Source organism: Embleya sp. NPDC059213 (genome assembly GCF_042754445.1).
In the GTDB taxonomy this organism is placed as follows: Bacteria; Actinomycetota; Actinomycetes; order Streptomycetales; family Streptomycetaceae; genus Embleya.
The window spans coordinates 142,840-167,625 of the sequence record NZ_JBHZAV010000002.1; the positions used below are offsets into that span (position 1 = coordinate 142,840).

28 protein-coding genes are annotated in these 24,786 nt (G+C 71.7%); 17 read left to right on the plus strand and 11 right to left on the minus strand.

Translation table 11 applies throughout. From position 1 onward, the window contains the following. The first annotated feature begins 146 nt into the window (after positions 1-146). The 4 genes from ACFXMF_RS01460 (at position 147) to ACFXMF_RS01475 (ending at position 4,731) form a co-directional block, all read left to right on the plus strand. Positions 147-380, plus strand: coding sequence for a helix-turn-helix domain-containing protein (locus tag ACFXMF_RS01460; protein WP_020553538.1), 234 nt, complete (start codon positions 147-149; stop codon positions 378-380). A gap of 226 nt (positions 381-606) precedes the next feature. Next, on the plus strand, positions 607-1,356 hold the full coding sequence (locus ACFXMF_RS01465) for an enoyl-CoA hydratase/isomerase family protein (RefSeq protein WP_360305491.1): 750 nt from the start codon (positions 607-609) through the stop codon (positions 1,354-1,356). A 165-nt stretch (positions 1,357-1,521) separates the two neighbouring features. After that, positions 1,522-3,423 carry an ABC transporter ATP-binding protein gene (locus ACFXMF_RS01470; RefSeq protein WP_379992290.1) on the plus strand — a complete coding sequence of 634 codons (1,902 nt, stop codon included), beginning with the start codon at positions 1,522-1,524 and terminating at the stop codon, positions 3,421-3,423. Positions 3,424-3,501: 78 nt separating this feature from the next. After that, positions 3,502-4,731, plus strand: coding sequence for an FAD-dependent monooxygenase (locus tag ACFXMF_RS01475; protein WP_379992289.1), 1,230 nt, complete (start codon positions 3,502-3,504; stop codon positions 4,729-4,731). Positions 4,732-4,767: 36 nt separating this feature from the next. Here ACFXMF_RS01475 and ACFXMF_RS01480 read toward each other — a convergent pair whose 3' ends face one another. From ACFXMF_RS01480 to ACFXMF_RS01490, 3 genes are read right to left on the minus strand one after another with little or no spacing between them, the layout of a single operon-like run. Next, positions 4,768-5,112, minus strand: coding sequence for an Asp23/Gls24 family envelope stress response protein (locus tag ACFXMF_RS01480; RefSeq protein ID WP_379992288.1), 345 nt, complete (start codon positions 5,110-5,112; stop codon positions 4,768-4,770). Beyond that, positions 5,109-5,798 (minus strand): Asp23/Gls24 family envelope stress response protein, encoded by a 690-nt coding sequence (locus tag ACFXMF_RS01485; RefSeq protein WP_360305295.1) that lies wholly within the window; start codon positions 5,796-5,798, stop codon positions 5,109-5,111. Before ACFXMF_RS01485 ends, ACFXMF_RS01480 begins: the two co-directional genes overlap by 4 nt. Next, complete coding sequence (locus ACFXMF_RS01490) at positions 5,789-6,343, minus strand: sigma-70 family RNA polymerase sigma factor (RefSeq protein ID WP_360305297.1); 555 nt, start codon at positions 6,341-6,343, stop codon at positions 5,789-5,791. Before ACFXMF_RS01490 ends, ACFXMF_RS01485 begins: the two co-directional genes overlap by 10 nt. Before the next feature lie 278 nt (positions 6,344-6,621). Between ACFXMF_RS01490 and ACFXMF_RS01495 the strand changes: the two genes are divergently transcribed. The 6 genes from ACFXMF_RS01495 to ACFXMF_RS01520 all read left to right on the plus strand — a co-directional run bounded on the left by ACFXMF_RS01495 (position 6,622) and on the right by ACFXMF_RS01520 (position 9,310). Next, complete coding sequence (locus ACFXMF_RS01495) at positions 6,622-7,113, plus strand: Asp23/Gls24 family envelope stress response protein (protein ID WP_360305299.1); 492 nt, start codon at positions 6,622-6,624, stop codon at positions 7,111-7,113. Next, on the plus strand, positions 7,110-7,388 hold the full coding sequence (locus tag ACFXMF_RS01500; protein ID WP_379992287.1) for a hypothetical protein: 279 nt from the start codon (positions 7,110-7,112) through the stop codon (positions 7,386-7,388). Before ACFXMF_RS01495 ends, ACFXMF_RS01500 begins: the two co-directional genes overlap by 4 nt. Before the next feature lie 120 nt (positions 7,389-7,508). Further along, positions 7,509-7,691, plus strand: coding sequence for a hypothetical protein (locus tag ACFXMF_RS01505; RefSeq protein ID WP_078977717.1), 183 nt, complete (start codon positions 7,509-7,511; stop codon positions 7,689-7,691). Beyond that, positions 7,691-8,047, plus strand: a complete 357-nt coding sequence (locus tag ACFXMF_RS01510; RefSeq protein WP_360305303.1) for an Asp23/Gls24 family envelope stress response protein — start codon at positions 7,691-7,693, stop codon at positions 8,045-8,047. The genes ACFXMF_RS01505 and ACFXMF_RS01510 overlap by 1 nt, the downstream gene beginning before the upstream one ends. Next, positions 8,044-8,670 (plus strand): DUF6286 domain-containing protein, encoded by a 627-nt coding sequence (locus tag ACFXMF_RS01515; RefSeq protein ID WP_360305305.1) that lies wholly within the window; start codon positions 8,044-8,046, stop codon positions 8,668-8,670. The genes ACFXMF_RS01510 and ACFXMF_RS01515 overlap by 4 nt, the downstream gene beginning before the upstream one ends. A gap of 7 nt (positions 8,671-8,677) precedes the next feature. Then, entirely contained in the window at positions 8,678-9,310 is a 633-nt protein-coding gene (locus tag ACFXMF_RS01520) for a hypothetical protein (RefSeq protein ID WP_360305307.1), read from the plus strand. Positions 9,311-9,378: 68 nt separating this feature from the next. On the opposite strand, the gene ACFXMF_RS01525 is transcribed toward ACFXMF_RS01520, so the two are convergent. Then, positions 9,379-10,140: an SDR family oxidoreductase gene (locus ACFXMF_RS01525; RefSeq protein ID WP_360305309.1), complete on the minus strand. Its 762-nt coding sequence runs from the start codon at positions 10,138-10,140 to the stop codon at positions 9,379-9,381. An 80-nt stretch (positions 10,141-10,220) separates the two neighbouring features. Here ACFXMF_RS01525 and ACFXMF_RS01530 point away from each other — a divergent pair, with 80 nt between their 5' ends. Next, a complete protein-coding gene (locus tag ACFXMF_RS01530) occupies positions 10,221-10,979 on the plus strand; it encodes an NAD-dependent deacetylase (RefSeq protein ID WP_379987969.1) in 759 nt (252 codons plus the stop codon). A gap of 28 nt (positions 10,980-11,007) precedes the next feature. On the opposite strand, the gene ACFXMF_RS01535 is transcribed toward ACFXMF_RS01530, so the two are convergent. Beyond that, positions 11,008-11,814: an SURF1 family protein gene (locus tag ACFXMF_RS01535; protein WP_360305313.1), complete on the minus strand. Its 807-nt coding sequence runs from the start codon at positions 11,812-11,814 to the stop codon at positions 11,008-11,010. Between the two features lie 318 nt (positions 11,815-12,132). On the opposite strand from ACFXMF_RS01535, the gene ACFXMF_RS01540 reads away from it, so the two are divergent. The 5 genes from ACFXMF_RS01540 (at position 12,133) to ACFXMF_RS01560 (ending at position 17,216) form a co-directional block, all read left to right on the plus strand. After that, positions 12,133-12,816 carry a hypothetical protein gene (locus tag ACFXMF_RS01540; RefSeq protein ID WP_360305315.1) on the plus strand — a complete coding sequence of 228 codons (684 nt, stop codon included), beginning with the start codon at positions 12,133-12,135 and terminating at the stop codon, positions 12,814-12,816. Continuing rightward, positions 12,813-14,438 (plus strand): protein kinase, encoded by a 1,626-nt coding sequence (locus ACFXMF_RS01545; RefSeq protein ID WP_360305317.1) that lies wholly within the window; start codon positions 12,813-12,815, stop codon positions 14,436-14,438. The genes ACFXMF_RS01540 and ACFXMF_RS01545 overlap by 4 nt, the downstream gene beginning before the upstream one ends. A gap of 177 nt (positions 14,439-14,615) precedes the next feature. Beyond that, entirely contained in the window at positions 14,616-15,350 is a 735-nt protein-coding gene (locus ACFXMF_RS01550; RefSeq protein WP_360305319.1) for a hypothetical protein, read from the plus strand. A 63-nt stretch (positions 15,351-15,413) separates the two neighbouring features. Next, positions 15,414-16,691, plus strand: coding sequence for an MFS transporter (locus ACFXMF_RS01555; RefSeq protein WP_379987970.1), 1,278 nt, complete (start codon positions 15,414-15,416; stop codon positions 16,689-16,691). 96 nt (positions 16,692-16,787) lie between these two features. Continuing rightward, positions 16,788-17,216 carry a nuclear transport factor 2 family protein gene (locus ACFXMF_RS01560; protein ID WP_360305323.1) on the plus strand — a complete coding sequence of 143 codons (429 nt, stop codon included), beginning with the start codon at positions 16,788-16,790 and terminating at the stop codon, positions 17,214-17,216. On the opposite strand, the gene ACFXMF_RS01565 is transcribed toward ACFXMF_RS01560, so the two are convergent. From ACFXMF_RS01565 to ACFXMF_RS01585, 5 genes are all read right to left on the minus strand, one after another. Further along, positions 17,165-17,989 (minus strand): SAM-dependent methyltransferase, encoded by an 825-nt coding sequence (locus ACFXMF_RS01565; protein ID WP_360305325.1) that lies wholly within the window; start codon positions 17,987-17,989, stop codon positions 17,165-17,167. The genes ACFXMF_RS01560 and ACFXMF_RS01565 overlap by 52 nt on opposite strands. Positions 17,990-18,181: 192 nt before the next feature. Then, entirely contained in the window at positions 18,182-19,468 is a 1,287-nt protein-coding gene (locus tag ACFXMF_RS01570; protein WP_379987971.1) for an amidohydrolase family protein, read from the minus strand. Positions 19,469-19,474: 6 nt separating this feature from the next. After that, entirely contained in the window at positions 19,475-20,824 is a 1,350-nt protein-coding gene (locus tag ACFXMF_RS01575) for an amidohydrolase family protein (RefSeq protein WP_360305329.1), read from the minus strand. Between the two features lie 6 nt (positions 20,825-20,830). Next, positions 20,831-21,721, minus strand: coding sequence for an SDR family NAD(P)-dependent oxidoreductase (locus ACFXMF_RS01580; protein ID WP_379987972.1), 891 nt, complete (start codon positions 21,719-21,721; stop codon positions 20,831-20,833). A gap of 97 nt (positions 21,722-21,818) precedes the next feature. Continuing rightward, the gene (locus ACFXMF_RS01585) at positions 21,819-22,616 is read right to left on the minus strand and encodes an acetoacetate decarboxylase family protein (protein WP_360305331.1); all 798 of its coding nucleotides are present in this window, start codon (positions 22,614-22,616) and stop codon (positions 21,819-21,821) included. 188 nt (positions 22,617-22,804) lie between these two features. Between ACFXMF_RS01585 and ACFXMF_RS01590 the strand changes: the two genes are divergently transcribed. Then, on the plus strand, positions 22,805-23,410 hold the full coding sequence (locus ACFXMF_RS01590) for a TetR family transcriptional regulator (RefSeq protein WP_360305333.1): 606 nt from the start codon (positions 22,805-22,807) through the stop codon (positions 23,408-23,410). A gap of 46 nt (positions 23,411-23,456) precedes the next feature. Here ACFXMF_RS01590 and ACFXMF_RS01595 read toward each other — a convergent pair whose 3' ends face one another. Next, positions 23,457-24,662 carry a hypothetical protein gene (locus tag ACFXMF_RS01595; protein WP_379987973.1) on the minus strand — a complete coding sequence of 402 codons (1,206 nt, stop codon included), beginning with the start codon at positions 24,660-24,662 and terminating at the stop codon, positions 23,457-23,459. Positions 24,663-24,786: the final 124 nt, after the last annotated feature.

Sequence of the window (24,786 nt, forward strand, 5' to 3'; positions counted from 1 at the left end):
GGCGCGATTCCGCTCGGGTGATCTTTGTGTGCAAGAGGCCACGCGCCGCGATGATCAAGCCTTCGGGCCTGGTGGAATCACTGGCCATGCCATGCCCCAGGGGTGATCATGGGATTCCAGAGCGCACTTCCTATGAGGAGGCACGTGTGGCCGAGACTCTGAAGAAGGGCAGCCGGGTGACCGGTGCCGCGCGCGAGCAGCTCGCGGCAGACCTCAAGAAGAAGTACGACTCCGGTGCCAGCATCCGCGCGCTTGCGGAGGAGACGGGCCGTTCCTACGGCTTCGTGCACCGGATGCTCAGCGAGTCCGGGGTGACCCTCCGAGGCAGGGGTGGGGCAACGCGGGGCAAGGCCAAGACCGCCGCGTCGTCCTCGGCCTGAGGTCGAGTTCCGGAGGATCGGATTCACCGTACCGTCCGTCGAACGACCATGTGACCGACCGGTAACGTCGGGCGCGTGGTCGTTCGACGGAAGCGACCCGAACACGGGAGGGACCGTGGACGTGGTGGCGAATCAGCTCGACAGTACGAACAGCAACGGCGGCACGGACAACAACGGCGGCGGGGTCGGCGATGCCGATCACGCGGCACGGCAGGGCCTTTCGGTCGTGATCGAAGGTTCGCTCGCGGTGGTGACCCTCACCAACCCCGATCGGCGCAACGCGCAGACTCCCGCGCTCTGGCGCGCGCTCGCCGCAGTCGGTCGCGACCTGCCCGGTGACGTCCGGGCCGTGTTGTTGCGCGCGGAGGGTACGTCCTTCTCCGCGGGCCTGGATCGGCGGATGTTCCCCGGTGGAGGGGGCATCGCGGGGGAATCGGATCTCGTCACCTTGGCCGGGGCGAGCGACGACGAACTCGACGCGACCATCGCCTCGTTCCAGGAGGCGTTCACGTGGTGGCGGCGCCCCGATCTGATCACCGTGGCCGCTGTGCAGGGGCATGCGGTGGGCGCGGGCTTCCAGTTGGCGCTGGCCTGCGATCTGCGGGTGTGTGCCGACGACGCGCGGTTCTCGATGCGTGAGACCGCGCTCGGTCTGGTCCCGGACCTGGCCGGGACCAAGCCGTTGGTCGACCTCGTCGGCTATGCCCGCGCCCTGGAGATCTGTGTCACCGGGCGCTGGGTCGGTGCCGCGGAGGCGGTGTCGACGGGAATGGCCACCCTCGCCGTGCCCGGCGAGGAACTCGACGGCGCCGCACGCGACCTGGTGGCCGCGCTGCTGGCCGCGCCGCGCGACGCGGTGATCGAGACGAAGGCCCTGCTCGCGGGCGCTTCGACGCGTACCTACGACGAGCAGCGTGCCGCCGAACGCGCGGCCCAGGCCCGCCGGCTGCGCGACCTCGCCGGGACCGGCGAATAGCGAGACCCGCGTCACACGTCGAGCCGCCGTCCGCGCTCGAAAGCCGGATCGCACTCGGGACTAAGCAGGCCCATGCCGGCGTTCCTGTACACGAAGTGCTGAGGTTGACTCAGGATTTTGTTGTGATCATTCGATACGTACGGGATGTACGGGGAACGAGGCGGGATGAGTGGCGGCGGCCCGATGGGCATGAATCTGCGGTCCTACACGCGGGACGCGTCGGTGGTCGAGCGCAGGCTCGCGCCCGGCACGGTTCGGCGGGTGGGCGAGTTCGCGCGACCTTTCGCGCGGCAGATCACCGCGTATCTGGTCCTGGTCGTGATCGGCGCGGTGTTGACCATCGTGCCGCCGCTGCTCGCGCAGCGGATCGTGGACGACGGGGTGCTCAAGGGCGACGGTCACCTGGTGACCGTGCTCGCGATGGTGGTGGCGGGCATCGCGCTGCTCGCCGCCGCGTTCGGCCTGGCCGAGCGGTGGTATTCGGCGCGGATCGGCGAGGGGTCGATCTACGAGCTGCGCAGTCGGGTGTTCGCGCATGTACAGCGGCAGCCGATCGCGTTCTTCACCAGGACCCAGACCGGCGCGCTGATCTCGCGGCTGAACAACGACGTGTTGTCCGCGCAGCGCGCGTTCACCTCGACGCTGGCCGGTGTGGTGTCCAACCTGGTGAGCCTGGTGCTGGTGGCGGGCACGATGTTCTACCTGGCCTGGCAGATCACCCTGATCTCGCTGGTCCTGCTCCCGCTGTTCCTGCTGCCGGCCAAGTGGATCGGGCGTCGGTTGCAGACCATGACGCGCGAGCAGATGCAGTTGAACGCCGAGATGTCGACCGTGATGACCGAGCGGTTCAACGTCTCCGGCGCGATGCTGGCCAAGATCTTCGGTCGGCCCGACGAGGAGGACGCGCTGTTCTCCGGGCGGGCCGCCCGGGTGCGCGACATCGGCATCCGGATCGCGTTGGTGAACCGGGTGTTCGCCACCGCGCTGACCCTGGTCGCCTCGCTGGCGACCGCGCTGGTGTACCTGATCGGCGGGCATCTGGCGGTGGACGGGCGGCTGACGGTGGGCACGTTGGTCGCGCTGACGGTGTTGCTGGGGCGGCTGTACGGGCCGCTGACCGCGCTGGCGAACGTGCGGGTGGACGTGATGACCGCGTTGGTCAGCTTCGAGCGGGTCTTCGAGGTGTTCGACCTGCCCGCGATGATCGCCGACAAGCCGGACGCCCGGCCGCTGCCGGCGGATGCGGCCACGGTCGAGTTCGACGGCGTCGGGTTCGCCTACCCCGGCGCGGACCAGGTCTCGTTGGCCTCGCTGGAGAGCGTCGCGGTACTCGATCGGCGACGCTCCGAACCGGTGTTGCACGACGTGTCCTTCCGGGCCGAGCCCGGCCAGGTGGTGGCCCTGGTGGGGCCCTCGGGCGCGGGCAAGACCACGATCACCTCGCTGGTCGGCCGGCTCTACGACGCGACCGAGGGGTCGGTGCGGATCGGTGGCCACGACGTGCGCGACGTCACGCTGGACTCGCTGCGCGACGCGGTCGGCGTGGTCACCCAGGACTCGCACATGTTCCACGACACGATCCGCGGCAACCTGCTCTACGCCAGGCCGGACGCGAGCGAGGAGCAACTGTGGGCGGCGCTGCGCGGGGCGAACATCGGTGAGCTGGTGGCCGAGTTGCCGGACCGGCTGGACACCGTGGTCGGCGAACGCGGACACCGGTTGTCCGGCGGCGAGAAGCAGCGGCTGGCGATCGCCCGACTGTTGCTCAAGTCACCGCGGGTGGTGGTGCTCGACGAGGCGACCGCGCACCTGGACTCCGAGTCCGAGGCGGCGGTGCAGCAGGCGCTGGCCACCGCGCTCGAGGGCCGCACCGCGCTGGTGATCGCGCACCGCTTGTCCACCGTGCGCGACGCCGACCTGATCCTGGTGGTCGACGGCGGCGGCATCGTGGAACGCGGCACGCACGCCGAGTTGCTCGTCCGGAACGGACTGTACGCGGACCTGTACCACCGTCAGTTCCGGGACCGGGAGGTGGCGCCGGACGAATCCGAGGCGCTGGCCATCTGAGCGCGCGTCGGCCGACCGCAGCCCCGACCGGCGGGTAGTGTGTTGATATTCCAGGTGGTTGGCAAGAGGGGCTTCTACGTGCGTGTTCTCGTCGCCGGTGGCGGCATAGGTGGACTGGCTGTGGCACTGAGCCTGTACGACGCGGGCATCACCGAAGTGACGGTGATCGACGCGGCACTGAGAATCCGGCCCCTCGGGCTGGGGATCAGCCTCCTGCCCCACGCGGTGCGCGAACTCGCCGAACTCGACCTCTACCACCCGATCGCCAACCTGGGTGTGCCGCTGTCCGGCGTGGCCTATCCCGACCGGGCGGCCGAGCGCGTGGTGCTCGCGCCGCGCGGCCAGCGGGCCGGCTTCCTGTGGCCGCATCTGTCGGTGCACCGCGGCGAGTTGCAGGTCGCCCTGCTGCGCGCGGTCTACCAGCGACTGGGGCGCTCGGCGGTGCGCACGGGCTCGCGGCTGACCGGGTTCGACCAGGACGACGACGGCGTGACCGCGTACTTTGTCGACGGCGCGGAGCGGCCCTGGCAGGAGCGGGCCGACGTGCTGATCGGGGCGGACGGGATCAACTCGGCGACCCGCGCGACGCTGTTGCCGCAGGAAGGCTCCCCGGTCGCGCAGCCGCGCATCCTGATGCGTGGCACCACCCGCTGTGCGCCGTTCGCCGACGGGCACACGATGATCATGACCGCCCACGGCGAGGCGCGCTTCATGGCGCACCCGATCAAGCCGATCGACCCCCGGGACGGGACCACGCTCACCAACTGGCTCGCGGAGCTGCCCGATCGGCAATCGGCCGGCGAGCTCGGCGACACCGGCTGGAACGGGCCCGCGGACCTGCGCCGGCTCACCCGGGTCTTCCGCGGCTGGAGCATCGCCGGCGCGGACGTCGGCGCGATGGTCAGGACGCCGACCGAAGCCTCGGGCTATCCCTTGGTGACCCGACCGCCGCTGGACCAGTGGTCGTTCGGCCGGGTCACCCTGCTCGGCGACGCGGCCCACCCGATGTACCCCTACGTGCTCGGCGGCGCGTCCGAGTCGATCGTCGACGCGCGGGTGCTGGCCCGCTCGTTGGTCTCGTACCGGGATCCGGTCGAAGCCCTGGAGGTGTACGAGCGGGCCCGGTTGCCCCTGAACAAGTGGCTGCAACTGATCGGCCACGGACGGGTGCCCAGGGCCGCCGACGCGACCGGCCCGCTGACCGCCACCGAGGAGATCGGCGGCATCATCGGGGCCTACGGCCACCTGCCCGGACACGATCCGGCCGGCCTGAACGAGCGGCCCTCGTACAGCCTCGCGCACGCCTGAGCCCGACCCCGGCGCGGGCGCCGGCGAGCGGGCCGCTCACACCCCGGCGTCGGTGACCAGGATGTGCACGACCACCCGCTGCTGCCCGGTCTGCCGGCGCACCTCGGCGGTGACCGCCGCGCGCACCTCGCGGGCCACGTCCAGCACCCGATGGTCCGCCGCCGCGCGAAACTGCACGTCCACGTGCAGGATTCCGTCGAGCACGCGCGTGGTCACCCCGGGGACCCGGCCCTGGATCAGGCCGCCCGAGACCTGGGCGACCGCGTCCAGCAGGCCCGGTTGCAGGTCCACCACGCCCGGCACGGTCAGCGCCGCGCTGCCGGCGGTGGTCCGGGCCAGGATGGACATCTCGCGCGAGATGCGCGTCGCGGGCTGCCTCATCGGTTCGCCTCCCGGTCCCCGGCGGCCGACTCCAGGCCCACCACGTCCACGTCCACCTTCGCCACTTCCAACCCCAGTCGTTCGCTCGCGGCCCGGCGCACCCGCTCGCGCAGCCGATCGGCCAGCGCGTGGATCGGTTCGCCGTAGGGCACGCCGACCGACAACCGCACGGTGACCGGTCCCGGCACCGCCGCGCCCGCCCGGTTCTCGTACGGCCGGATCCGGCAACTGCGGGCCTGCACACCGGGTTCGGCGTCCACCGCCGCGCGCAGCGTACGCGCCGCCGCGCTCTCGGTCAGCGTCAACTGCTCGTCCGGCTCGCCCAGCGGCAGCAGCCGGCCGGTGTGCAACTCGGCCCGGACCAGGCGCATCACCCGCACGCCCAGGTCGTCCGGTACCGGGACCGGCAACTCGGCCCATTCGCGGGTGACCTGGTCGAGCACCGAGTGGTCGCGCAGCAGCGCCTGGCATTCGGGACACGAGCGCTCGTGCTCGTCCGACCCGCCCGCGGCGGCGTGTTCGAGCACCGCCTCGGGATCTCGCCCGCACGGCAGCAGGTTCGGATCCGGCTCGGCGTCCGCCGACCCGGCCGGTGTCCGGTCGTGCCGGGTCGTCGCGAGCAGTTCCGCCGCGGACGGCAGCCGCAGTGCCTCGGGCACGTCGCCCGCCTCGTTCGTCACGTCCACGGCCGCATCGCCTCCGCCAGGGTCTGTCGTGCTCGGAAGATCCTGCCTCGGACCGCGTTCGCCCCGATGCCCACGGCCGCCGCGATCTCGTCGTAGCTCTGCCCGTGCAACTCGCGCAGAACCCAACAGGCGCGCTGCTCCTCGGTGAGCGTGGTCATCGCCTCCTGAAGCGCCTTGAGCGCCGCCGACCCCTCCGCCCGTCGCTCCGGATTGTCCGCCATCTGCTCTATCGCCCGATCCGGCACCTGGTCCAGGCCGACCGTGGGCCGTCTGGTCCGGGCGATGTTCAACGCGCGGTTGGTGACGATGCGATACATCCAGGTCAGGAACGACGATTCGGCACGGAACCCGGGCAGGCGACGCCAAGCGCTGATGAACGCCTCCTGGACCGCGTCCTCCGCGTCCGTGGGGCGTCCCAGGATGCGCAACGCGAGCGTGTACAGGGAACGACCGTGCCGACGCATCAGCACCTCGAATGCCTCGGCGTCGCCCTCTTGAGCCCGCACCACCAGGGTGCCCTCGTCGAGCTCGGCCTCGTCGGCCATCGGCTTCCCTCCTCGTCCCAACCCGGCGACGGTACTGCGCGCGAGGGCACAACACGAGAACCGCCACCCCACGGCGAGGCGCGGGTCCGGATGCGGCCCGGGAACCGCCCGGCGGGATAGCGTCGGATTCCGCGAAACATCCTCCGAACGACGCGTGACGTTCGCCCGGTGTGTGTGTCGTACAGGTGTGGTGAACCCGGCAAGGGGCACCGATGACAGGCGGGACCGAGTGGGGTTCCGGTCGCATGGTTCGGGCAGTCGAGGAAGGAAGTGCGCCGATGGCGGACACAACGACCCAGAGCAAGACCGGCACGCAGGCGCTCCAGAAGGACGAGGAGCGTTCGCCGGCGGGCGGGGCTCGTTCCACGGAGGTCGTCAGGCTGGCCACCGAGAAGGGCCGCACGTCCATCGCGGACGGCGTGGTCGCCAAGATCGCGGGCATCGCCGCCCGGGAGATCCCGGGCGTGTACGCGCTCGGTGGGGGCGCCGCCCGAGCGTTCGGCGCGGTGCGTCAGCGCATCCCGGGTGGCAAGCCCAACGTCGCGCAGGGTGTCAGCGTCGAGGTGGGCGAGCGGCAGTGTGCCGTGGATCTCAACATCGTGGTGGATTACGGCGTGCCCATCGCCGAATTGGCGCAAGCGGTCCGAGAGAATGTGATCGACTCCGTCGAGCGGATGACCGCGCTCGAAGTGGTCGAGGTCAACATCGCGGTGGACGACATCCACATCGAGTACGACGGAGACGACTCCAAGGAGCGCCAGCTTCAGTGATGGTCGGGCCCGGCGACGACGCGCGGCGACAACTGCTGCGCGAGTACCGGGAATTCATCCGCGCGAGTCATCCCGACCGGGGGGGTGACCCGGAGGAATTCGTCGCCGGGCTGGAGCGGTTCAGAGCGCTGATCGACGCGGCCGGGCCACCGGCGCCGGTTCGCTCGGGGGCCGCGGCGGAGACCACGGTCTACCGCCGCGGCCGGTTGCCGGGGCGGCTCTGGCGGCAGTTGGCGGAGCGGCATCGACGGCGCAACAACCCGCGCGTCGAGTAGCGGGCGGGGTGCGAGGCGGCTCGGCGGAATCCGTACGGCCCTTCGGCACCCGACCCGACGGGCGTCGACGACAACCGTCGACAACAACCAATGGTCGGTTCAGTGAGGAGTCGTTCGCCAATGACTACACCCATGGTCGGCCTGCTGGTCGGCATGGCCCTCGGCCTGGCCGCCGCGCTCGGCGGGTTCGGGGCCTTTCTCCTGGTCGCCGCGCTCGGGGTGGTCGGTTTCCTGGTCGGCCGCTTCCTGGACGGCGACCTGGACCTCGGCGAGTTGTTCAGCTCGCGCAACCGGCGGCGCTGATGCGCGCGGTACCGGCGGAGGGCCTGGCGCCGGCCGCGCATCGCGGAGTGTTGCAGATCGGCGGGCGCGTGGTGGAGAAGATCGCCGCCCGTGCCGCGCGCGCGGCCACCACCGAGGCCGCGCCGGACACCGTGCTGCGCGCCCCGCGGGCGGGCGCCACCATGCACCACGACCACGCGACGGTCAACCTCGACGTGGACGTGCCCTATCCCGGGCCGGTGGTCGAGATCGCTCGGACCATTCGGCAACGGGTGCGCGCCGACGTGGAATACCTGACCGGCATGCCGGTGGTCCGGGTGGACGTGACGGTCGGCCGGTTGACCCGTGGGGGGCACGGCAAGAGGAGAGTGGAGTGAGCCTGGAGGCTGCGCCGGAGGCGCCCTCGGGTGCCTCGCCGGCCGAGACGTCGGCGGGTACGACCGACGACTGGGGTGACGGCGCGAAGGTACGCCGAGCCTGGTCGCCGCGCGGCTTTCCGGCCGGGCTGGTCGCGCTGCTCGTGGGCGGGGTCGCGGGCACCGCGCTGTACATCGGGGTGACGGCCCGGATCGACCGGGCCCCGCGCTGGTCCCGCGACCTGCTGGAGCGCGCCCAGACGCACGTGTGGCGGGACGACGCGACCATCATCGCCGGGCTGATCGCCGCGGTGCTGGGGCTGTGGCTGATCCTGCTCGCGCTCACCCCGGGCCGGCGCAGTCTGCTGCGGCTGCGCTCGCCGGGCGACGCGATGACCGTCTACATGACCAGGCGCACCGCCGCCTCGTTCCTGCGGCACACCGCGCTGGCCTCCTCGGGCGTGTTGGACGCGCGGGTGCGGATGGGTCGACGCAAGGCGGTGCTGCGGGTGGACTACCACTTCCGCGATCCGGACGATCTGCACGACGAGTTGATCGAACGGCTGGAGGAACGCGCCAACGCGCTCACGCTGGCCCGGGTGCCGCGGGTGGATCTGCGCCTGCAGCCGGTGAGCGGGAGGTGAGGCGGGCATGCGTACGGTGACCAACCGGATCCTGCTCTTCCTGGTCGGGCTGGGCCTGATCGGCGGCGGGCTCGGGCTCGCCGCGCGCGGCCGGGGCTGGTATCCCGATCTGGTGCACACGGCGGACAAGCCGTTCATCACCACCAGTCAGGCCGAGCGGCTGACCGACCACGGCTGGTGGTGGTGGGTCGCCTTCGGTGCGCCGGGACTGCTCCTGCTGCTCGCGTTGTGGTGGCTGATCGCCCAGTTCGGCCGGCGGCCGGTGCGGTCGCTCCGGGTGCGCGACACCACGGCCGGGGCCGGCGACGGCCCGTCGGGGCTGGGCACCGGCTTCGGCATGGTGGGCGACGAGGCGGACACCCTGACGGTGACCGGGAACGCGCTCGCCGACGCGATCGAGGACGACCTGTCCTACGTGGACGGCATCGAACACATCTCGGCGCACCTGGTCCGCCGTCGGCACGGCCCGACGCTGCGGGTCCTGGTCCGGGCCGAACCGGGCGCGGAACCACGCGCGTTGCTGAGCGCGGTGCGCGATCGGGTGTTGCCCAACGCGCGCGAGGCGGTGGGCCTGTCCACGCTGCCCACGGTGCTGACCCTGCGGACCAGCCGGGGCCTGCCCAAGCGGCATCTGGACTAGGACGTGCTCGTGGGCCCGGGACGGGTGTCCCGGGCCCTTTCGGGTTCAGCTTCCGGGCCCACGTCGGGTCACAGCGAGCGGGTCAGGCCGCCGTCGACCGGGATCATCACGCCGCTCAGGTAGGACGCGGCCGGGGACAGGGTGAACGCGGCCACCCGGCCGAATTCCTCCGGAGTGCCGTAGCGGGCCAGCGGGATGGACTGGGCGTGCCGGGTCCGGCTCGCCTCCGCGTCGCCGCTCAGGCCGTCCAACTCGCGCACCCGGTCGGTGTCGATCCGGCCGGGCAGCAGCCCGAACACCCGGATGCCGCGCGGGCCCAGCTCGTCGGCCAGCGTCTTGGCCACCATCGCCAGGCCCGGGCGCAGGCCGTTGGAGACGCCGAGCCCGGGGATCGGTTGGCGCACCGACGAGGACAACACGAAGCCGATCGAACCGCCGTTGCCCAGCGCCGAGGCGGTGGCCCGGGCGAGCCGGACCGCGCCCAGGAACACCGACTCGAACGCGTCCCGCCACTGGTCGTCCTCGATCGCGGTGATCGCCCCGGCGGGCGGGCCGCCGACGCTCACCAACGCCCCGTCGAGCCGCTCGAATCGGGCCAGCGCCGCGGCGACCAGCCGTTCGGCGGTACCGCTCTCGCCGTTGTCGGCGGCGATCCCCAGCGCCTGTTCGGGGCCGCCCAGTTCGGCGACGGCCTCCGCCGCGCGTTTTTCGTCCCGTCCGGTGACCACCACCCGGGCGCCGTCGTCCACCAGCGCGCGGGCGGTGGCGAGGCCGAGGCCGCGGGTGCCGCCGGTGACCAGATATACGCGATCGCGCAGTCCTAGATCCATGCCCCCATCCTGCCCGCTGTCGGCCCCCACGCGGGGTAATTGACCGGTCATCAGGTCGGCCGGTCGTTACCCTCGGGGGCATGACCGAGCAGATCGATGTGGTGCGGGAGTGGATCCGGGCGGCCGACGACGGGGTGACCGTGCTCACCGGCGCGGGCATCTCCACCGACTCCGGCATTCCCGACTATCGGGGCCCGCAGGGCGTGTGGACCAAGGACCCGGACGCGGAGAAGCTGGTCACCTACGGCTACTACATGGGCGACGAGGACATCCGCCGCCGTTCGTGGTTGTTGCGCCGGGACAACCCCGCGCGCCTGGCCGGGCCCAACGCGGGTCACGCCGCGCTGGTGGCGCTGGAACGGGCCGGTCGGCTCAACGCGTTGATCACCCAGAACGTGGACGGCCTGCATCTGCGGGCGGGCACCGGCCCGGAGAAGATCATCGAGCTGCACGGCACCATGTTCTACGTGGTGTGTACCGACTGCGACGCGCGCACGACCCTGGACACGGCCCTGGAGCGGGTGGCGATGGGCGAGGACGACCCGCGCTGCGTGCGGTGCGGCGGGATCCAGAAGACCGCGACGATCATGTTCGGCCAGGGGCTGGACCACGGGGTGCTGGAGCGGGCCGCGATCGCCGCGCAGATCGGCGACGTGTTCCTCGCCATCGGCACCACGCTCCAGGTCGAGCCCGCCGCGTCGCTGTGTCGGGTGGCCCGGGAGGCGGGCGCCAAGCTGGTGATCGTCAACGCGGGGGAGACGCCCTACGACCGGGTCGCCGACGCGGTGATCCGCGAGCCGATCGGCGACGTGCTCCCGGAGTTGGTCGAGGGGTTGTGACCGCGCTCGCGGCCCGGGGCGCCGCCGGTCAGACCTTGGCCGGTTGTTCCTCGGGCGAGGCGGCCGAGGTGTCCTCGTCCAGCGCGGCCAGTTCGCTCTCCAGCTCCTTGGCCTCGCTGCGCACCAGCTTGACCAGCATCGCCACCAGGGCGAACGCGAAGATCCACCACTGGACCGCGTAGGCCAGGTGCGGGCCCAGGTCCTCGTCGTCCGGTTCCGGGATCAGCGCCGGCGCTTTCGCGGCCATCGGGGTCTGCTCGGTGAGTTCGACATAGCCGCCGAGGATCGGGTGCGGCAGCTTCGCGGCCAGTTCGAAGCCGGAGATCCGCATCACCAGGCCGTCGGGCAGCGCCAGATCGCGGATGCCGGAGTCCTTGCGGGTCTCGTCCGGACGCAGCCGACCGGTCACCGTGACCTGACCGGTCGGCGCCGGCGGCACCTCGGGTCGGTCGGTGGCGGTGGCCGGGTTCTTCACCCAGCCGCGATCGACCAGGAGCGCCCGACCGTCGGCGGTGATCAGCGGGGTGACCACATAGAAACCGGGGACGCCGTCCTGCGAGCGGTTGCGGGCGAGCATCTCGTGCTCGGTGTCGTACCTGCCGGTCGCCGTGACCCGGCGCCACTGCAGATCGCCGGGCAACTTGCGGCCCACCGCGAGGAGCTCCTGTGCGGGCACCGGCTTGCGCTCGATGTTGGCGCTGATCAGGTCGTTGTGCGCGACCTTGTGCTCGTGCCGGTGGAACTGCCAGAAGCCGAGCTCGACCATGATCGGGACCAGCACGAGGACGAGCAGCGCCATCGCGATCCAGCGCGGGGTCAGCAGGAAGCGGTACACCCGAGCACGGTACCCCTCGGTGTGCCCGGTGCGTCCCGCCGGGTGCGTGCGGGCGGCCTCGGGCGCGGCGCGACGCGGTGTGCCGCGGGTCGCCGGGCGAGGCCGGCGCGCCCGGCCGGCGACCCGACGTCGGTGCCGGTGTCCCGCTTTCCAGGTCGGCAGCCGGCCGGTCGGTCCCGCCGATAGGCTTCCGGCACGCCGTCTCCCGGTTCATTGCCCGCGACTCCCGGTAGACCGGGTGCGGACGCGGCATTCGATTCACCCCGTGCGGGGAGTCGGCCGGCCTCGGGAGTCCCACAGCCTCGGGAGTCACACAACATGGAAGGTCCGTCGCGCGATCCGGTGCCCGGTCGACGCGGTACCGCCGGTCACTGGTTCGGGCTGATCGGGCTCGCCGCGCTCGCGTTCGTCTCGATCGGCTTGTTGTCCTGGATCCTCCCGCTCGTGGCCGGAGTTCGCACCCGCAGGCGCTGGGACTGGGTGGTCCTGACGGGCGTCGCGGTGAGTGTGGTCCTCGCCTTCGTGTGCCTGGCCGTGGGCAGCGAGACGGACGACGAGAAGGCCGCGCGCGAGGCGCTGGGCGGGCCCGAACCGCAGACGATCCTGGACGACGTCGGGACGATCATGCTGCTCGTGCTGATGGTCGCGGTGCCGATCTGGTGGTGCGTCAGGTCGGCCCGCTGGGCCAAGGCGATGGGCGGGCACCAGCCGCACCCGCAGGCCGGTTACGCGCCGTGGCAGCAGGGGCCCGTCGGGCCGCACCCGCGTCCGCACCCGCAGTCGATGCCCTACCGTCCGGCGCCGCCGCCGCAGGCCCCGCCCGGGTACCTCCGGCCCGCCCCGCCCGTCGGGCCCGCCGACTCGCGCGGGCCGGTCGCTCCGCCGCCCGCCGCCGGGCCGCCGCCCCTCGACGATCCCGCCGCGCGGGCCCGGGCCCGGTTGCAGGGCCTCAGCGAACGGCTGCGCGAGCAGGACGGCGGCAATCCCGGAGGACCTCGATGAGCATTCCCGGACGTGTGATCGCGGGCCGCTACGAACTGTCCGCGGCGATCGGTCGCGGCGGCATGGGGCAGGTCTGGAAGGCGTACGACCAGACCCTCCAGCGCCGGGTCGCGGTCAAGCTGCTGCGCACCGACCTGGTGGACACCGCCGGCGACCGCGGCGCGATGGAACGACGCTTCCTGCGCGAATGCCGGGTCACCGCGGGCATCGACCACCCGGGCCTGGTCACCGTGTTCGACGGCGGCGCCGACGAGGGCGAGCTGTATCTGGTGATGCAGCTCCTGGACGGCTGCGACCTGGCCGATCTGATCGCCGAGAACCAACCGGTGCCGTGGGAGTGGGCGGTCGCGGTGGCCGCGCAGATCTGTTCGGTGCTGGCCGCGGTGCACGCGGTGCCGGTGGTGCACCGCGACCTCAAGCCGCGCAACGTGATGGTCCGCCGGGACGGCACGGTCAAGGTGCTCGACCTGGGTGTGGCCGCGGTGCTCGACCCGGAGTCGACCAAGCTGACCACGACCGGGGCGATGCCGGGCTCACCCGCGTACATGGCGCCCGAGCAGATGAACGGCATCGTCGAGCCGCGCACCGACCTGTACGCGCTCGGCTGCCTGCTCTACGAAATGCTGGCCGGACAGGCGCCGTTCGCCGGGCCGACGATGGCCTCGGTGATGCTCGGACACCTCAACGGCACCCCGGAGCCGCTCGGCGCCCGGCGCCCGGACATCCCCGCCGGGCTGGACCGGCTCGTGCTGCACCTGCTGGGCAAGCAGCCCGATCAGCGGCCCGCGAACGCGCAGGAGGTCTACCGACTGCTCGCGCCGCTGTTGCCGGTGGGCAGCGGCGACGCGCTGGCGCCGACCGCGCCGATGGACCCGACCCGCCCGCTGCGCTTCCCGGCCGCGCCGCAGCCGCTGCCGGGGCTGCCGGGGCCGGTACGCGCGGCGGTGCCCGACCGGCCGGCGGCGCCCTGGGCGATGAGCGCCGGCCCCGCCGCGTACCCGCCGCGCCCGGATCCGGACTGGGCCGCGGTGCCCTCCGCCGCGCCGCCCACGCCGGACGTGCGCAGCGCGCTGGACGAGGCCAATCGGCTGCTCGGCGAGGGCGCGTTGACCCAGGCCGTGGACGTGCTCGGCGCGGCCCTGCCGGTCGCCATCGCCCGGCACGGGGAACACGACCCGCTCGTCCTGGGGTTGCGTCAGGCACTCGCCGACACGTTGCTGGCGGACCGTCGGTTCCGGCGCGCGCTCCCGGAGTTGCAGTACCTCGCCGGGGTGTTCGCGGCTTCCGGCGGGCCGACCGACGCGGAGGCGATGGAGTACGGCCGACAGGTCGCGGCGTGCCTGGAGGAATTGGGCGAACTGCCCGCCGCGCTGGGGGAGTACCGGCGACTGCTGGACCTGCATCGACGAGTCCCGGACGCCGACGTGTACCAGGGGTTCGACCTGCGCGAGCGGATCGGGTTGTTGCTCGCCGCGCTGGGCGACCCGTACCAGTCCGAGAGCGTGCTGGTGCCGCTGCTGGCCGAGCAGGAGCACCGCCTGGGCCCGCAACACCCGCGGGTGTCCACGCTGCGCCAACACCTGGCCCGGATCCACGGGGTGACCGGCTTCCGCCGACGGTGACGCCCGGGCGGCCTGCGGGTGTCGGGCCGGGTGCCGGGCGGTGACGGGTACGGGTGATCGATGCCGACGTGGGCGAAGGCGCACATTTTCTGCCACTTGTCGTGCCTGTGCTCTTCCGCCCGGGGGTCGCCATGGGCGACCGTGGAGACATCGACGCGCACGAAGGGGGACGTGGCGATGGAACTGCCCGAGCTGTCCCTGCCCTGGTTCGTACTCGGTGTCGCCGGCGCGGTGTTGTCCCTGTCGCTGCCCTGGTTCCAGACCCGGACCCACCGCCGGGCCCGCGCGCTCGACTTCGACGAGTCGCGCTACGCCGGCACGCCCGACACCGTCTTCCGGGTCCCGATCACCCCGCTCAAGGTCTACGCGGAGCCGGTCGCGGTGCGCGCGGTCGGCCTGCCGCTCGGTGTCGCCGGCGCGGTGCTGTTCCTGGTGTTCGGCCTGTGGCCGTCCATGCTGACCTGGTCGGTGTGCGGCGCGGTGACCATCGTGCTCACGCCGGTGCGGCGGGCGTTGGGCCTGCGGGTGACCCACCGGATCGCCCGGGACGTGTCCTTTCGCAACGGGCCGCTGCGCGATCGGGACGGCACGGTGATCGCCGAGCAGACCTGGCCGCAGGTGGTGCGTACCTGGTACCGGCACGAGTATCGGGACCGGCCGCCGGGCGAGGACGACCTCTCGGTCGCGGTGCTCGGCAAGTTCTGGTGGCTGGCCGGTCATCTGCTGTGCTGGCCGGTGACGTTGCCGGGCACCCAGATCGTGCAGACCGCGATGTGCCAGAACCCGGCCTGGGCGCTGGGGCATGTGGGCGACGACGCGGGCGCGCCGTGGCTCGCGGATCTGGGCGAGGCCCGCACCCCCGGGCAGCGCGACCCGCACGGAAAGGCTCGGCAGACCGCCCCGGACGGGTGACGCCCGCACGGGTGACCACACCCCCCACCCGATCGTTGGGCCGGTGTGACGCGAAATGTCTCCATGATCCGGATCGCGGCGGCGTCCTTCGCCGGCACCTCGATCGAGTTCTACGATTTCTTCGTCTACGGCACGGCCGCGGCCCTGGTGCTCGGGCCGCTGTTCTTTCCCGGCTTCTCACCGATCGCGGGCACCCTCGCGGCATTCGCCACCTACGCGGTGGGCTTCGTCTCGCGGCCGTTGGGCTCGGTGTTGTTCGGTCGGTTGGGCGATCGGCGCGGGCGGCGTCCGGTCCTGGTCGGCTCGTTGTTGCTGACCGGCGCCGCGACCGTGCTGGTCGGGTTGTTGCCCACCTACGACCGGATCGGCCTGGCCGCGCCGATCCTGCTCGTGCTGCTGCGTTTTTGCCAGGGGCTGGGGGTCGGCGGCGAATGGGGCGGCGCGGTGTTGCTGGCGGCCGAGCACGCGCCGCCGGGACGCCGGGCGTTGTGGGGCAGCTTCCCGCAGGCGGGTCCCGCGATCGGGTTCCTGCTCGCCAACGGCATCATGCTGACCCTGTCGGGGGCGCTGACCGAGGCCCAGTTCCAGGCGTGGGGTTGGCGGGTGCCGTTCCTGTTCGCCGGCGTGCTCGCGGGCCTGGGGCTGCTGCTGCGCGCCTCGATCGAGGAGACCCCGGCGTTCGTCGAACTGGCCGCCGCGAACGAGTTGTCGGCGAGCCCCTTCACCGAGGTGGTGCGCGGGCACTGGCGGCTGATCCTGCTCGTCGCCGGGGCGCTGACCTGCGGCTACGTGGGCTTCTACCTGACCACGACGTGGTCGCTGCACTACGCCACCGACAGGCTGGCGGTCGGGCGCACCACGATGCTCGCGTGCATCATGGTCGCGGTGGTGGGCAAGGCCGCGGCCACGCCGTTGTTCGCGTTGCTGGGTGATCGGTACGGGCGCAAGCCGCTGTGCGTGGCGGGTTGTGCGGCGATGGGGTTGTGGGCGTTCCCGATGCTGGGGCTGCTGGCCACCGGTGAGCCGATGTGGATGACGCTGGCCTGCCTGGGCACGCTGATCGCCTTCATCACGATGTTCTCGGTGGTCGGCACGTACCTGTCGGAGTTGTTCGAACCGCGCGTGCGGTGCACCGGCGCGTCCACCGCGTACAACCTGGGCGGCGTCCTCGGGGGCGCGCTGACCCCGATCGTGGCCACCGAACTGGCCCGGGGCGACGGCACCCCGTGGAGCGTCGCGGCCTATCTCGCGGCGGCTTCGGTGCTCAGCGTGGCGTGCTTCTCGGCGCTGCCGGAGACCCGCGCGGTGCCGGCCTGGGAGGGACGACCGGCGACCGCCTGATGCGGAGGCGGCGGCGGCTTCCCGGTGCGCCGGCGATCCGCGCTGTCGGTGGTGATCGATCTTCCTTCGTCGGCCGTTGTGGGTCAGGCTGCGGCCATGGAATCCAGTGATGTCGAACAGGCCCGCGCACGGCACGTGCGGATCGCCGAGCGGCTGCTCGCGGCGGTGAGCGCGGGCGACCGGGGCGCCCAGGTGGCCTGCTACCACCCGGACGTGGTGCTCGAATTCCCCTACGCCGACCCGCCCGTGCGGATCGAGGGCCGGGACACGGTGGACGCCTATCTGAAGGTCGCGCTCGGCATCTTCGAGCTGCGCCTGACGGTGACCCGGGTCCACGACTGCGTGGACCCGGACACCGTGATCGTCGAGTTCACCGGCGAGGGGCGGGCCAGGCCCACCGACCGCGCCTACGCGAACACCTACATCGTGGTGCTGGCCTTCCGGGAGGGTCTGGTGGTCGGCCAGCGCGAGTTCTACAACCCGGTGCCGGCCGCCCGGGCCTTGACCGCGACGCCCGCCAACTGAGGCAGCTTCACCTCGGGGTCGCCGAGCCGGCCCTCGGGGCCCCACACGTCCACCGGGACCAGGCGGGCGGGCAACAGTTCCAGGCCGCCGAAGATGGCCAGGATGCCGTCGTGCGAACGGGCGTGCATCTTCTGCACGTTGGACGAGTACTCGCTGAGCGCACGATCCATTCCGGCCGGGCGCTCCTCGCTGCGGTGCGCGTGCGAGAGGGCCAGGTGGCTGCCGGGCACCGTCGCGTCCATGTACCGGCGCACCACGCCCGCCGGGTCCGCCTCGTCGGGGAGGAAGTGCAGCACCGACACGACCAGCACCCCGACCGGCTGGGAGAAGTCGATCAGCCTGCGCACCTCGGGCGAATCGATCACCTTGGCCGGGTCGGTCAGGTCGGCGCCCACGACCGTCGCGTTCGGGTTGTTCGCGAGCAGGGCCTGGCTGTGCGCGACCGCGACCGGGTCGTTGTCCACGTAGACCACCCGCGCGTCCGGATCGGCCTTGTGCGCGATCTCGTGCACGTTGCCCACCGTCGGGATGCCCGAGCCCAGGTCCAGGAACTGCCGGATGCCCAGATCCAGCAGGTGGTGCACGGCGCGGGTGAGGAACACCCGGTTCCCGCGCAGCACGTCGCGCAGCTCGGGCATCGCCTGGGTGACCAGTTCGGCGGCCTCGCGGTCGACCGCGAAGTTGTGCGCGCCGCCGAGTGCGTAGTCGTAGACGCGGGCCACGCTGGCGCGCGTGATGTCGATGTGCTCTGGAGCCCAGTCCGGTCGAGTCATGGCTCGGACTCTAAAGCGTGCGGACTCGATGCACCGGAAAAATCGCCCGCTCGACGGTTGGAAGCCCTGTGCAAGGCGTCACACCCGCACGGTTGGCCCGCCCGCCCGGACATCGCGGCGGTCCCGGCGTCGACCGGATCGAAACGATGGGTTCCGATCTCGGACGCCGGGATCGCCGCCGGGTGGCCGCGGTTACGGCTTGACGCTCAGCGCGCCCACGAACGCGGGGCACTTGTCCGCGCCGACCGGGATGTCCTCGGCCGCCAGCGGTGCCCACACCTGGTCGACCCGGGGGCCCACCCGCGCCGCGATCGGGGCCAGCGCCGCCAGGTCGAAGCCGTACAACTTCGCCGCGTTGCCGCCGACCATGGCCGCGACCTCGACCGGGTCGATGCCGTTGTAGGTCAGTTGCAGCGCCTCGCGGCTGAACGGATGGCTGGCCTCCTTGTGCGGGTAGTCGCTGCCCCACATGATCCGGTCCACGCCCACCTGGTAGCGCAGCTTGGCCTCGGCCGGGCGCTGGAAGCTGGCCCCGACGTGGCACTGCCGGGCCCAGTACTCGCTGGGCTTGAGGTCCATCCGGCCCACCAGCGCGCTGCCCCACTCGTATTCCTGCGAGCCGACCGCGGTGCTCATCCGGTGCCAGTAGTAGTCCAGCCGCCGGGTCTCCTCCGGGATCCAGGCGGTGCCCTGCTCGGTGAAGACGAACTGCAGCTCCGGGTGGCGATCCATCGCGCCGGAGACCACCAGGTGGGTGAACGCGCGGTGCGCCCACCAGGACACCTCGGTCAGGAACACCACCTTGTCCACGTCGGTGTCCCCGGCCGGCGGCGCGGCCGAGCCGGTGTGGTGGTTCACCGGCATGCCCAACTCCTCGCACACCCGCCACAACGGCTCGTAGTGCGCGTAGTCGAACATCGGCACCAGGCCGGAACCGGGCGGGGTACCGGGCAGCAGTACGCCGCCGGTGAGCCCGGCCTCCTTGGCCCAGCGGATCTCCTCCACCGCGGCCGGGATGTCGTGCAGCATGATCTGCACGATGCCCGCCCGGCGTCCGGGCGTCGCCGCGCAGAAGTCGACCATCCAGCGGTTGTGCGCCTTCAGCCCCTCCCAACGCAGCGCCAGATCGCCCGCGTTCGCGGCCGGCGGCTGGTCGGTGAGCGAGGGCTTGGGGAAGAACGGCGGCACGGTGTTGGGAAAGACGACCTCCGCCACCACCCCGTCCGCCTCCAGGTCGCGCATGCGTCGGTCGGAGTCCCAGTTGCGCGGACCCAGATCGCCCTTGAGGTCCTCGTAGGGAATCTCGTAGCCGCTCACCCAGGTGTCGAACTCGGCGTGCAGGCGCGCGGGCAGGTAGTCGCGGTAGCCGTGGATCTCGCCGCCGCCGTGGCAGTCGGCCGAGATCACCGTGTACCGCTCGGGGTGGTCACCGGTCGGGGGGCCGCTCGGGACGGGGAGCGGGGTGGTGCTGTCAGTCATGGGGGATCAGACCTCCAGGGCTTCCGCGTTGGGGTTGATCGCGGCGCCCGTGTCGTGTCCGGTGAGCCAGTGCCGGCCGATCTCGGCGGCGGCGGCCCACTTGGTCGTCAGGTCCTTCGCCGACCCGTCCTCGTTCACCTGACCGAGTGTCGCGGGGGTGACCCCGACCCGCTCGGCATGCGGCCTGAGGGCGGCCAGGTCGAAGCCGTACACATCCGCGACCGCCTCGCCGAGCATCACCCGCGTCTCGGCGATCGGGACGTCGGAGAAGGTCTTGCGCAGGATGTTGAGCGTCTCGGGCCAGGTGCCCTCGGGGTGCGGGAAATCGTTACCCCAGCAGATGTTGCCGACACCGATTTCGTAGCGCATGCCGATCTCGCGCCGCTTGGTGTTGGACGCGCCGATGAAGCAGTTGCGGTCGAAGTACTCGCTCGGGAGCAGCTTGATCTCCTCGAAGCCGGCCAACTTGGCCGCCCCACGCGAGCCCAACAGCAACCGGTCGGTGAACCACAGCAGATTGCCCACCCACCAGCAACCCGCCTCGGTCACCCCGAACCGCAGCCGCGGGAAGCGCTCGAACACGCCGGACCACAGCAGGAACCACAACGGCCGGGACGGCCACCAGGTGACCTCGGTGACGTAGATGCCCAGGTGGTTCCCGTACGCCTCGCGGTCGGCCGGACCCGAGTGGGTGACCACCGGGAGCTCCAGGTCCTCGCACAGCGCCCACACCGGGTCGTATCTGCGGTCGTGGTACGGCGTCTGGTTCATCCACATCGCCGGGATCATCACCGCGCCCAGGCCGTCCGCCTTGATCCGGCGGATCTCCGCGAGCACGTCCTCGATCGCGGCGGTGATCGGGATCAGCGCGACCCCGCGCCGCCGTTCCGGGCTGGTCTTGCACAACTCGGCCAGCCAGCGGTTGTGCGCCTGCGCGCCGGCCAGGCCCAGCTCCGGATCCATGTCGCCGGACAGGCCCAGACCCGCGCCGAACGGCACGCAGGTACGCGACTCGACCGCGTCGGCGTCCGGGAAGATCACCTCGCCGACCACGCCGTCCTTGTCCAACTCCAGGTCGCGCCGGTCCACTTCCCAACCGCTGCGCAGCACCTCCTCGTTGGTCTCGAACCAGTTCGCCGCGAAGTCCTCGTTGCGCACGCCCAGGTCGGTGATCGCCTTGAGCTGGGCCTCGCGCTCGGACATGAACCGGTCGAACGCGGGGTGGTGTTTCGTGGCGAGGTAGTCGCGATACAGCTCGGTCGGCAGCCCGGCGTGGGTGTCGGAGGAGATGATCGTGTAAGGGGTGGTGAGTTCGCTCGGGTCGGCTTGGCTGCTCTGCTCGGTGTTTTCGGTCATCGTCACTCACTTGTCCAGGACGAAGGTTTCGAGGTACGAGGGGTTGCTGCGGGCGAGCATGCTCTGCGACCGCGCGGTGATCTGTCCGTCGCTGTGCTCGCTGGCCGGCATGATCCAGAACCGGTTCTCCCGGATGCCCTGGAGCACGTCGGCCGCGACCGACTCGACCGGGGTGAACTCGATCTCCTGCCCCGAGTCGCGCATCGCCTTCTCCCACGCGTCGAGCGTGTTGTACGGCGTCTTGCGCGGCACCGACTTGGCGAACCGCTCGGGCCGGTTGCGGTAGGACTCCCACAGGCCGGTGCGCAACATCTTGGGGCCGGGGAACAGCACGGACGCGCCGAGTTGCGCGCGCACCTGGCCGAGTTGGGCGTACAGCGCCTCGGTCATGGTCACCACCGCGGCCTTGGTGGTCGCGTACACCGACGCGTTCGGCAGCGGCGCGATGCCGCCGTCGCCGGAGGAGGTGTTCACGATGTGGCCGGGGGTGTTCTGCGCGAGCATGCGCGGGACGAACGCCTGGATGCCGTTGAAGACGCCGAACACGTTGACGGCGAAGCACCAGTCCCAGTCCTTGGGGTCGTGCTCCCACATCTTGCCCTCGGAGCCCGAGCCGATCCCGGCGTTGTTGCACAGCACGTGCACCGCGCCGAAGTGCTCGAACGCGGCGTCGGCGAGCCCGAACACCGATTCGCGCACCGACACGTCCACGATGTGCCCGATCGCGTCACCGCCCGCTTCGGTGATCCGCGCGACGGCCTTGTCCAGCGCGCCCTGCTCGATGTCGCCGAGCACGACCTTCATGCCCTCGGCGCTGAACCGCTCGGCCATCGCGAGTCCGATGCCGCTCGCGGCGCCGGTGACGACGGCGACTCTGCCGTCGAATTCCTGCAGCATGTGTCACGATCCCTTGTTGTCGTTGCCGCCTTGCGCTGCTCTGCCGTGGCTTGGCCCGGCCTGTTCTGCCCGGGCCCGTATTGCCTTGCCGGGGTGGCTACTTCGCGGCAGGCGGCGGGTCGTCGGTGATCTGCTGCACGTCGTCGTAGCGCTGGTGGATGTACGGCAGCACCAGGTCGGCCTTGACGTGCTCGGCGACGAAGCCCTGCTGGTCCGAGGTGCGCTCGCTGAGCGTGATCGAGATCAGCTTGCGCACCGGCAGGTCGGCGACCGGGTCGAAGTCCGAATCGCGCAGGATCACCTCGCCGTCCAGGCGGTGGGCGGTGCGGGTGCGCTCGTTGCGGGTGACGTGCACCAGCATCGGGTCGGCGTCGAAGCCGTCGCCGTCCACGGCGGGCAGGAACTTGTAATAGAAGCTCAGCGTCTGTCGCGGCTCGGGAGTGGCCAGTTCCTCGACCACCGTGCCGCGCACCTCGACGTAGGTGACGCCCATCCGGTTCACCGTGGCCACGACCCGGTCGCCGTCCCGCTCGACCTTGACGTCGGCCAGCTTCTTCGGCTCGCCGAACACCTCGCGACCGCCGATCACCGCTCGCTCGGTGGTCATCGGCATGGTGAGCGTGTAGTCGCCCTCGATGTCGCCGTGCTTGCAGCGGACCGCGACCGCGCCCGCGCCGAGCGGGTAGCCGTTGATGTCGCAGCCGGAGATGTTCACCCGCACCAGGGGCCGGTCCGCGGGGACCAGCGGCGGCGGCAGGATCGCCGCGATCACCTCGGGGTCGGTCTCCCAGATCGCCATCACACCGGTGGACCAGATCTCCGGGAGGCTGGACCGTTCCCGGGAGGACTTCTTCAGCGTCTCCGCCGGCCGGGCGCCGTATCGAATGCGTGCCACGTACCTCACCTCTTCCGCTCGTGCGAGGGCTGCGCGCGCACCGGCGGGCTCGCCGGTTCCGCGGTTCCGTGCGCAGTGGTGTTGGTTGCTCTGTAACACTGTTACACCGGTGGGTCGGCGAGGTAAAGACCTTCGGCGCGGTTGCCCGTGTATCGGGCGGGCCGGTCCGGACGCGAGAATGGGACGTGATGGACAGGATCACGCGAGACACCGTGCTCGACACCGCCATGCGTCTGGTCATGGAATCCGGTATCGAGAACCTCAGCATGCGCAAGCTGGCCGCCGAGTTGGGCGTCGCCGTCACCTCGATCTACTGGCACGTGGGCAACCGCGACGTGCTGGTGGATCAATTGGTGGACCGGGTGATCGCGGACATGGGCGCCATCTCGGTGGACGGGAGCACGCCGGTCGAGCGGGTGGTGTCGATCGCTCGATCGTGTCGGCGGATGATCCTGGACCGCCCGCACCTGGTCGGTCTGGTCCGCGAGCGCGGTCTGGAATCGGTGATGATGTTGCCCGCCCGCAAGGCGCTCGTGCACGAGATGACGGCGGCCGGGCTGCACGGCGCACGGGCGGGCGAGGCGGTACAGGCGGTGCAGTACCAGATCGCCGGCTTCGTGATGCTGGAGCGGGCCCTGGAGAACAGCGCGGCCGAACCGCCGGCGGTGGATCACTGGCGGGGCGAGTTGGCGATCGAGGACCCGGAACTGGCGGCGAGCCTGAGCAACGTCACCGATGGTGATCGGCTGTTCGTGTTGTCGGTACGGGCGCTGGTGGAGTCGCTGTTGGGGTGAGGGCGCCCGGTGGCAAAGTCGCCCTCGGGTGGCGTGCGGTGGTCGGTCAGGGCACGCGCGGCGGGGGGCCGGCCAGGATTCGACGCCAGGCGGTGGGGGACAGGGCCTCGCGGGTCTCCCGGGCGTCGATCCGGGCCAGGGTGCGGCCGGGAGCGGTCAGCAGGGCGGTGGTCAGCAGGAGTGCGCCGCCGATTCGGCGCGGTTCGCGACGCAGGCTCAGGGCCTCCTCGACCGCGTCCCGGTACGGACCGCGGCGCAGCACGACGCGGACCAGTTCGCGGCCGGCCCGACGCCGGCCCGCGCGGGCGGCGCTGGTCAGTGCGCCGGGCGCCTGCCGGGTGCGTACGTCCGGACGACCCCACGGCATCGACGCCGGCGCCTCGCCTCGGGAGACCGCGATCAGCGCCGCGACCAGGTCGGTGCCACTGGCGGCGGCGTTGCCCGGCTCGGTCAGATAGGGACGTACGTCGAGCCAGGCGGGGCCGTGCGCGGTCCGCACCGCGTCCAGCGACAGGCCGCCGTGCCAGCCGAGGTGGCCGCCGAGCATCGCGATCTGCTCGCGTACCTCGGGCAGCACCACGCTGCGTCGGACCGCGCTCCCGTGCAGGTGTTCGTACGCGTGCACCGCGACCAGCCGGCCGTGCTCGAAGACCGCCTGGGCGGACAGGACCGGGCCGTCGGCGGGCTCCTGCACCAGCACGCCGGCGCCGTCCAGGAAGGCGCCGTCCTGCTCCAACGTGTCGGCCAGTCGCAGGAGTTGCTCGCGTCGCTCGACCCGGTACGCGGCCGGCAGCGTCTTCACGTGGAGCGGCGGGTCGGCGACCTGGCGCAACTCCTCGGCGGTGTGCACCACCACCGTCCCGGCCGGCTGCGGCATCGCGATCTCGGTGAGCGTGTTCGCCGCCGACGCCCGATCCGCGACCCGGCGCAGCGCGGCGAACGGCGGTACGGCCAGGGCCACCCCGTGCGCGGTGATGCGCTCCGGCTCGCGGGCGAGTACCGCCACGTGTGCGTTCGTGGGCAGCAGCACCTCGTGCGGCTCGGCGCGCAGCACCGCCTCGGTTCGGGCCAGCCACGCCCAGGGGTCCGCGCCGAAGGGCGGTACCTCGTGCACCACCGACACCGACCGCGGGCGGCCGAGAACCGGCCGACCGGGCGGTGCGAGCACCGCCACGTCCTGCCCTGATCGCCCGATCGCCATCGCGATCTGACGTGACGTCACTCCGAAGCCGTCCCCTAGCAGCACGCGCACGGGGGTCATCCTGGCACGAACGTGTGTCCGGGCTCACCATGGATCGTTTGCCGGAGTGGATGGGGCGTGAATCGGCCGTCGGGGTCGGCGGGCGTGGATCGGTGGACGGGGGCGGTGAGCGTGA

Coding starts and splice junctions, on each gene's coding strand:
- ACFXMF_RS01505 (WP_078977717.1), top strand. CDS start 7,509: ATGACTACACCCATGGTCGGCCTGCTGGTCGGCATGGCCCTCGGCCTG.
- ACFXMF_RS01590 (WP_360305333.1), top strand. CDS start 22,805: ATGGACAGGATCACGCGAGACACCGTGCTCGACACCGCCATGCGTCTG.
- ACFXMF_RS01480 (WP_379992288.1), bottom strand. CDS start 5,112: ATGAGGCAGCCCGCGACGCGCATCTCGCGCGAGATGTCCATCCTGGCC.
- ACFXMF_RS01575 (WP_360305329.1), bottom strand. CDS start 20,824: ATGACCGAAAACACCGAGCAGAGCAGCCAAGCCGACCCGAGCGAACTC.
- ACFXMF_RS01580 (WP_379987972.1), bottom strand. CDS start 21,721: ATGCTGCAGGAATTCGACGGCAGAGTCGCCGTCGTCACCGGCGCCGCG.
- ACFXMF_RS01555 (WP_379987970.1), top strand. CDS start 15,414: ATGATCCGGATCGCGGCGGCGTCCTTCGCCGGCACCTCGATCGAGTTC.
- ACFXMF_RS01520 (WP_360305307.1), top strand. CDS start 8,678: ATGCGTACGGTGACCAACCGGATCCTGCTCTTCCTGGTCGGGCTGGGC.
- ACFXMF_RS01560 (WP_360305323.1), top strand. CDS start 16,788: ATGGAATCCAGTGATGTCGAACAGGCCCGCGCACGGCACGTGCGGATC.
- ACFXMF_RS01570 (WP_379987971.1), bottom strand. CDS start 19,468: ATGACTGACAGCACCACCCCGCTCCCCGTCCCGAGCGGCCCCCCGACC.
- ACFXMF_RS01550 (WP_360305319.1), top strand. CDS start 14,616: ATGGAACTGCCCGAGCTGTCCCTGCCCTGGTTCGTACTCGGTGTCGCC.
- ACFXMF_RS01490 (WP_360305297.1), bottom strand. CDS start 6,343: ATGGCCGACGAGGCCGAGCTCGACGAGGGCACCCTGGTGGTGCGGGCT.
- ACFXMF_RS01470 (WP_379992290.1), top strand. CDS start 1,522: ATGAGTGGCGGCGGCCCGATGGGCATGAATCTGCGGTCCTACACGCGG.
- ACFXMF_RS01565 (WP_360305325.1), bottom strand. CDS start 17,989: ATGACTCGACCGGACTGGGCTCCAGAGCACATCGACATCACGCGCGCC.
- ACFXMF_RS01495 (WP_360305299.1), top strand. CDS start 6,622: ATGGCGGACACAACGACCCAGAGCAAGACCGGCACGCAGGCGCTCCAG.
- ACFXMF_RS01510 (WP_360305303.1), top strand. CDS start 7,691: ATGCGCGCGGTACCGGCGGAGGGCCTGGCGCCGGCCGCGCATCGCGGA.
- ACFXMF_RS01530 (WP_379987969.1), top strand. CDS start 10,221: ATGACCGAGCAGATCGATGTGGTGCGGGAGTGGATCCGGGCGGCCGAC.
- ACFXMF_RS01525 (WP_360305309.1), bottom strand. CDS start 10,140: ATGGATCTAGGACTGCGCGATCGCGTATATCTGGTCACCGGCGGCACC.
- ACFXMF_RS01545 (WP_360305317.1), top strand. CDS start 12,813: ATGAGCATTCCCGGACGTGTGATCGCGGGCCGCTACGAACTGTCCGCG.
- ACFXMF_RS01540 (WP_360305315.1), top strand. CDS start 12,133: ATGGAAGGTCCGTCGCGCGATCCGGTGCCCGGTCGACGCGGTACCGCC.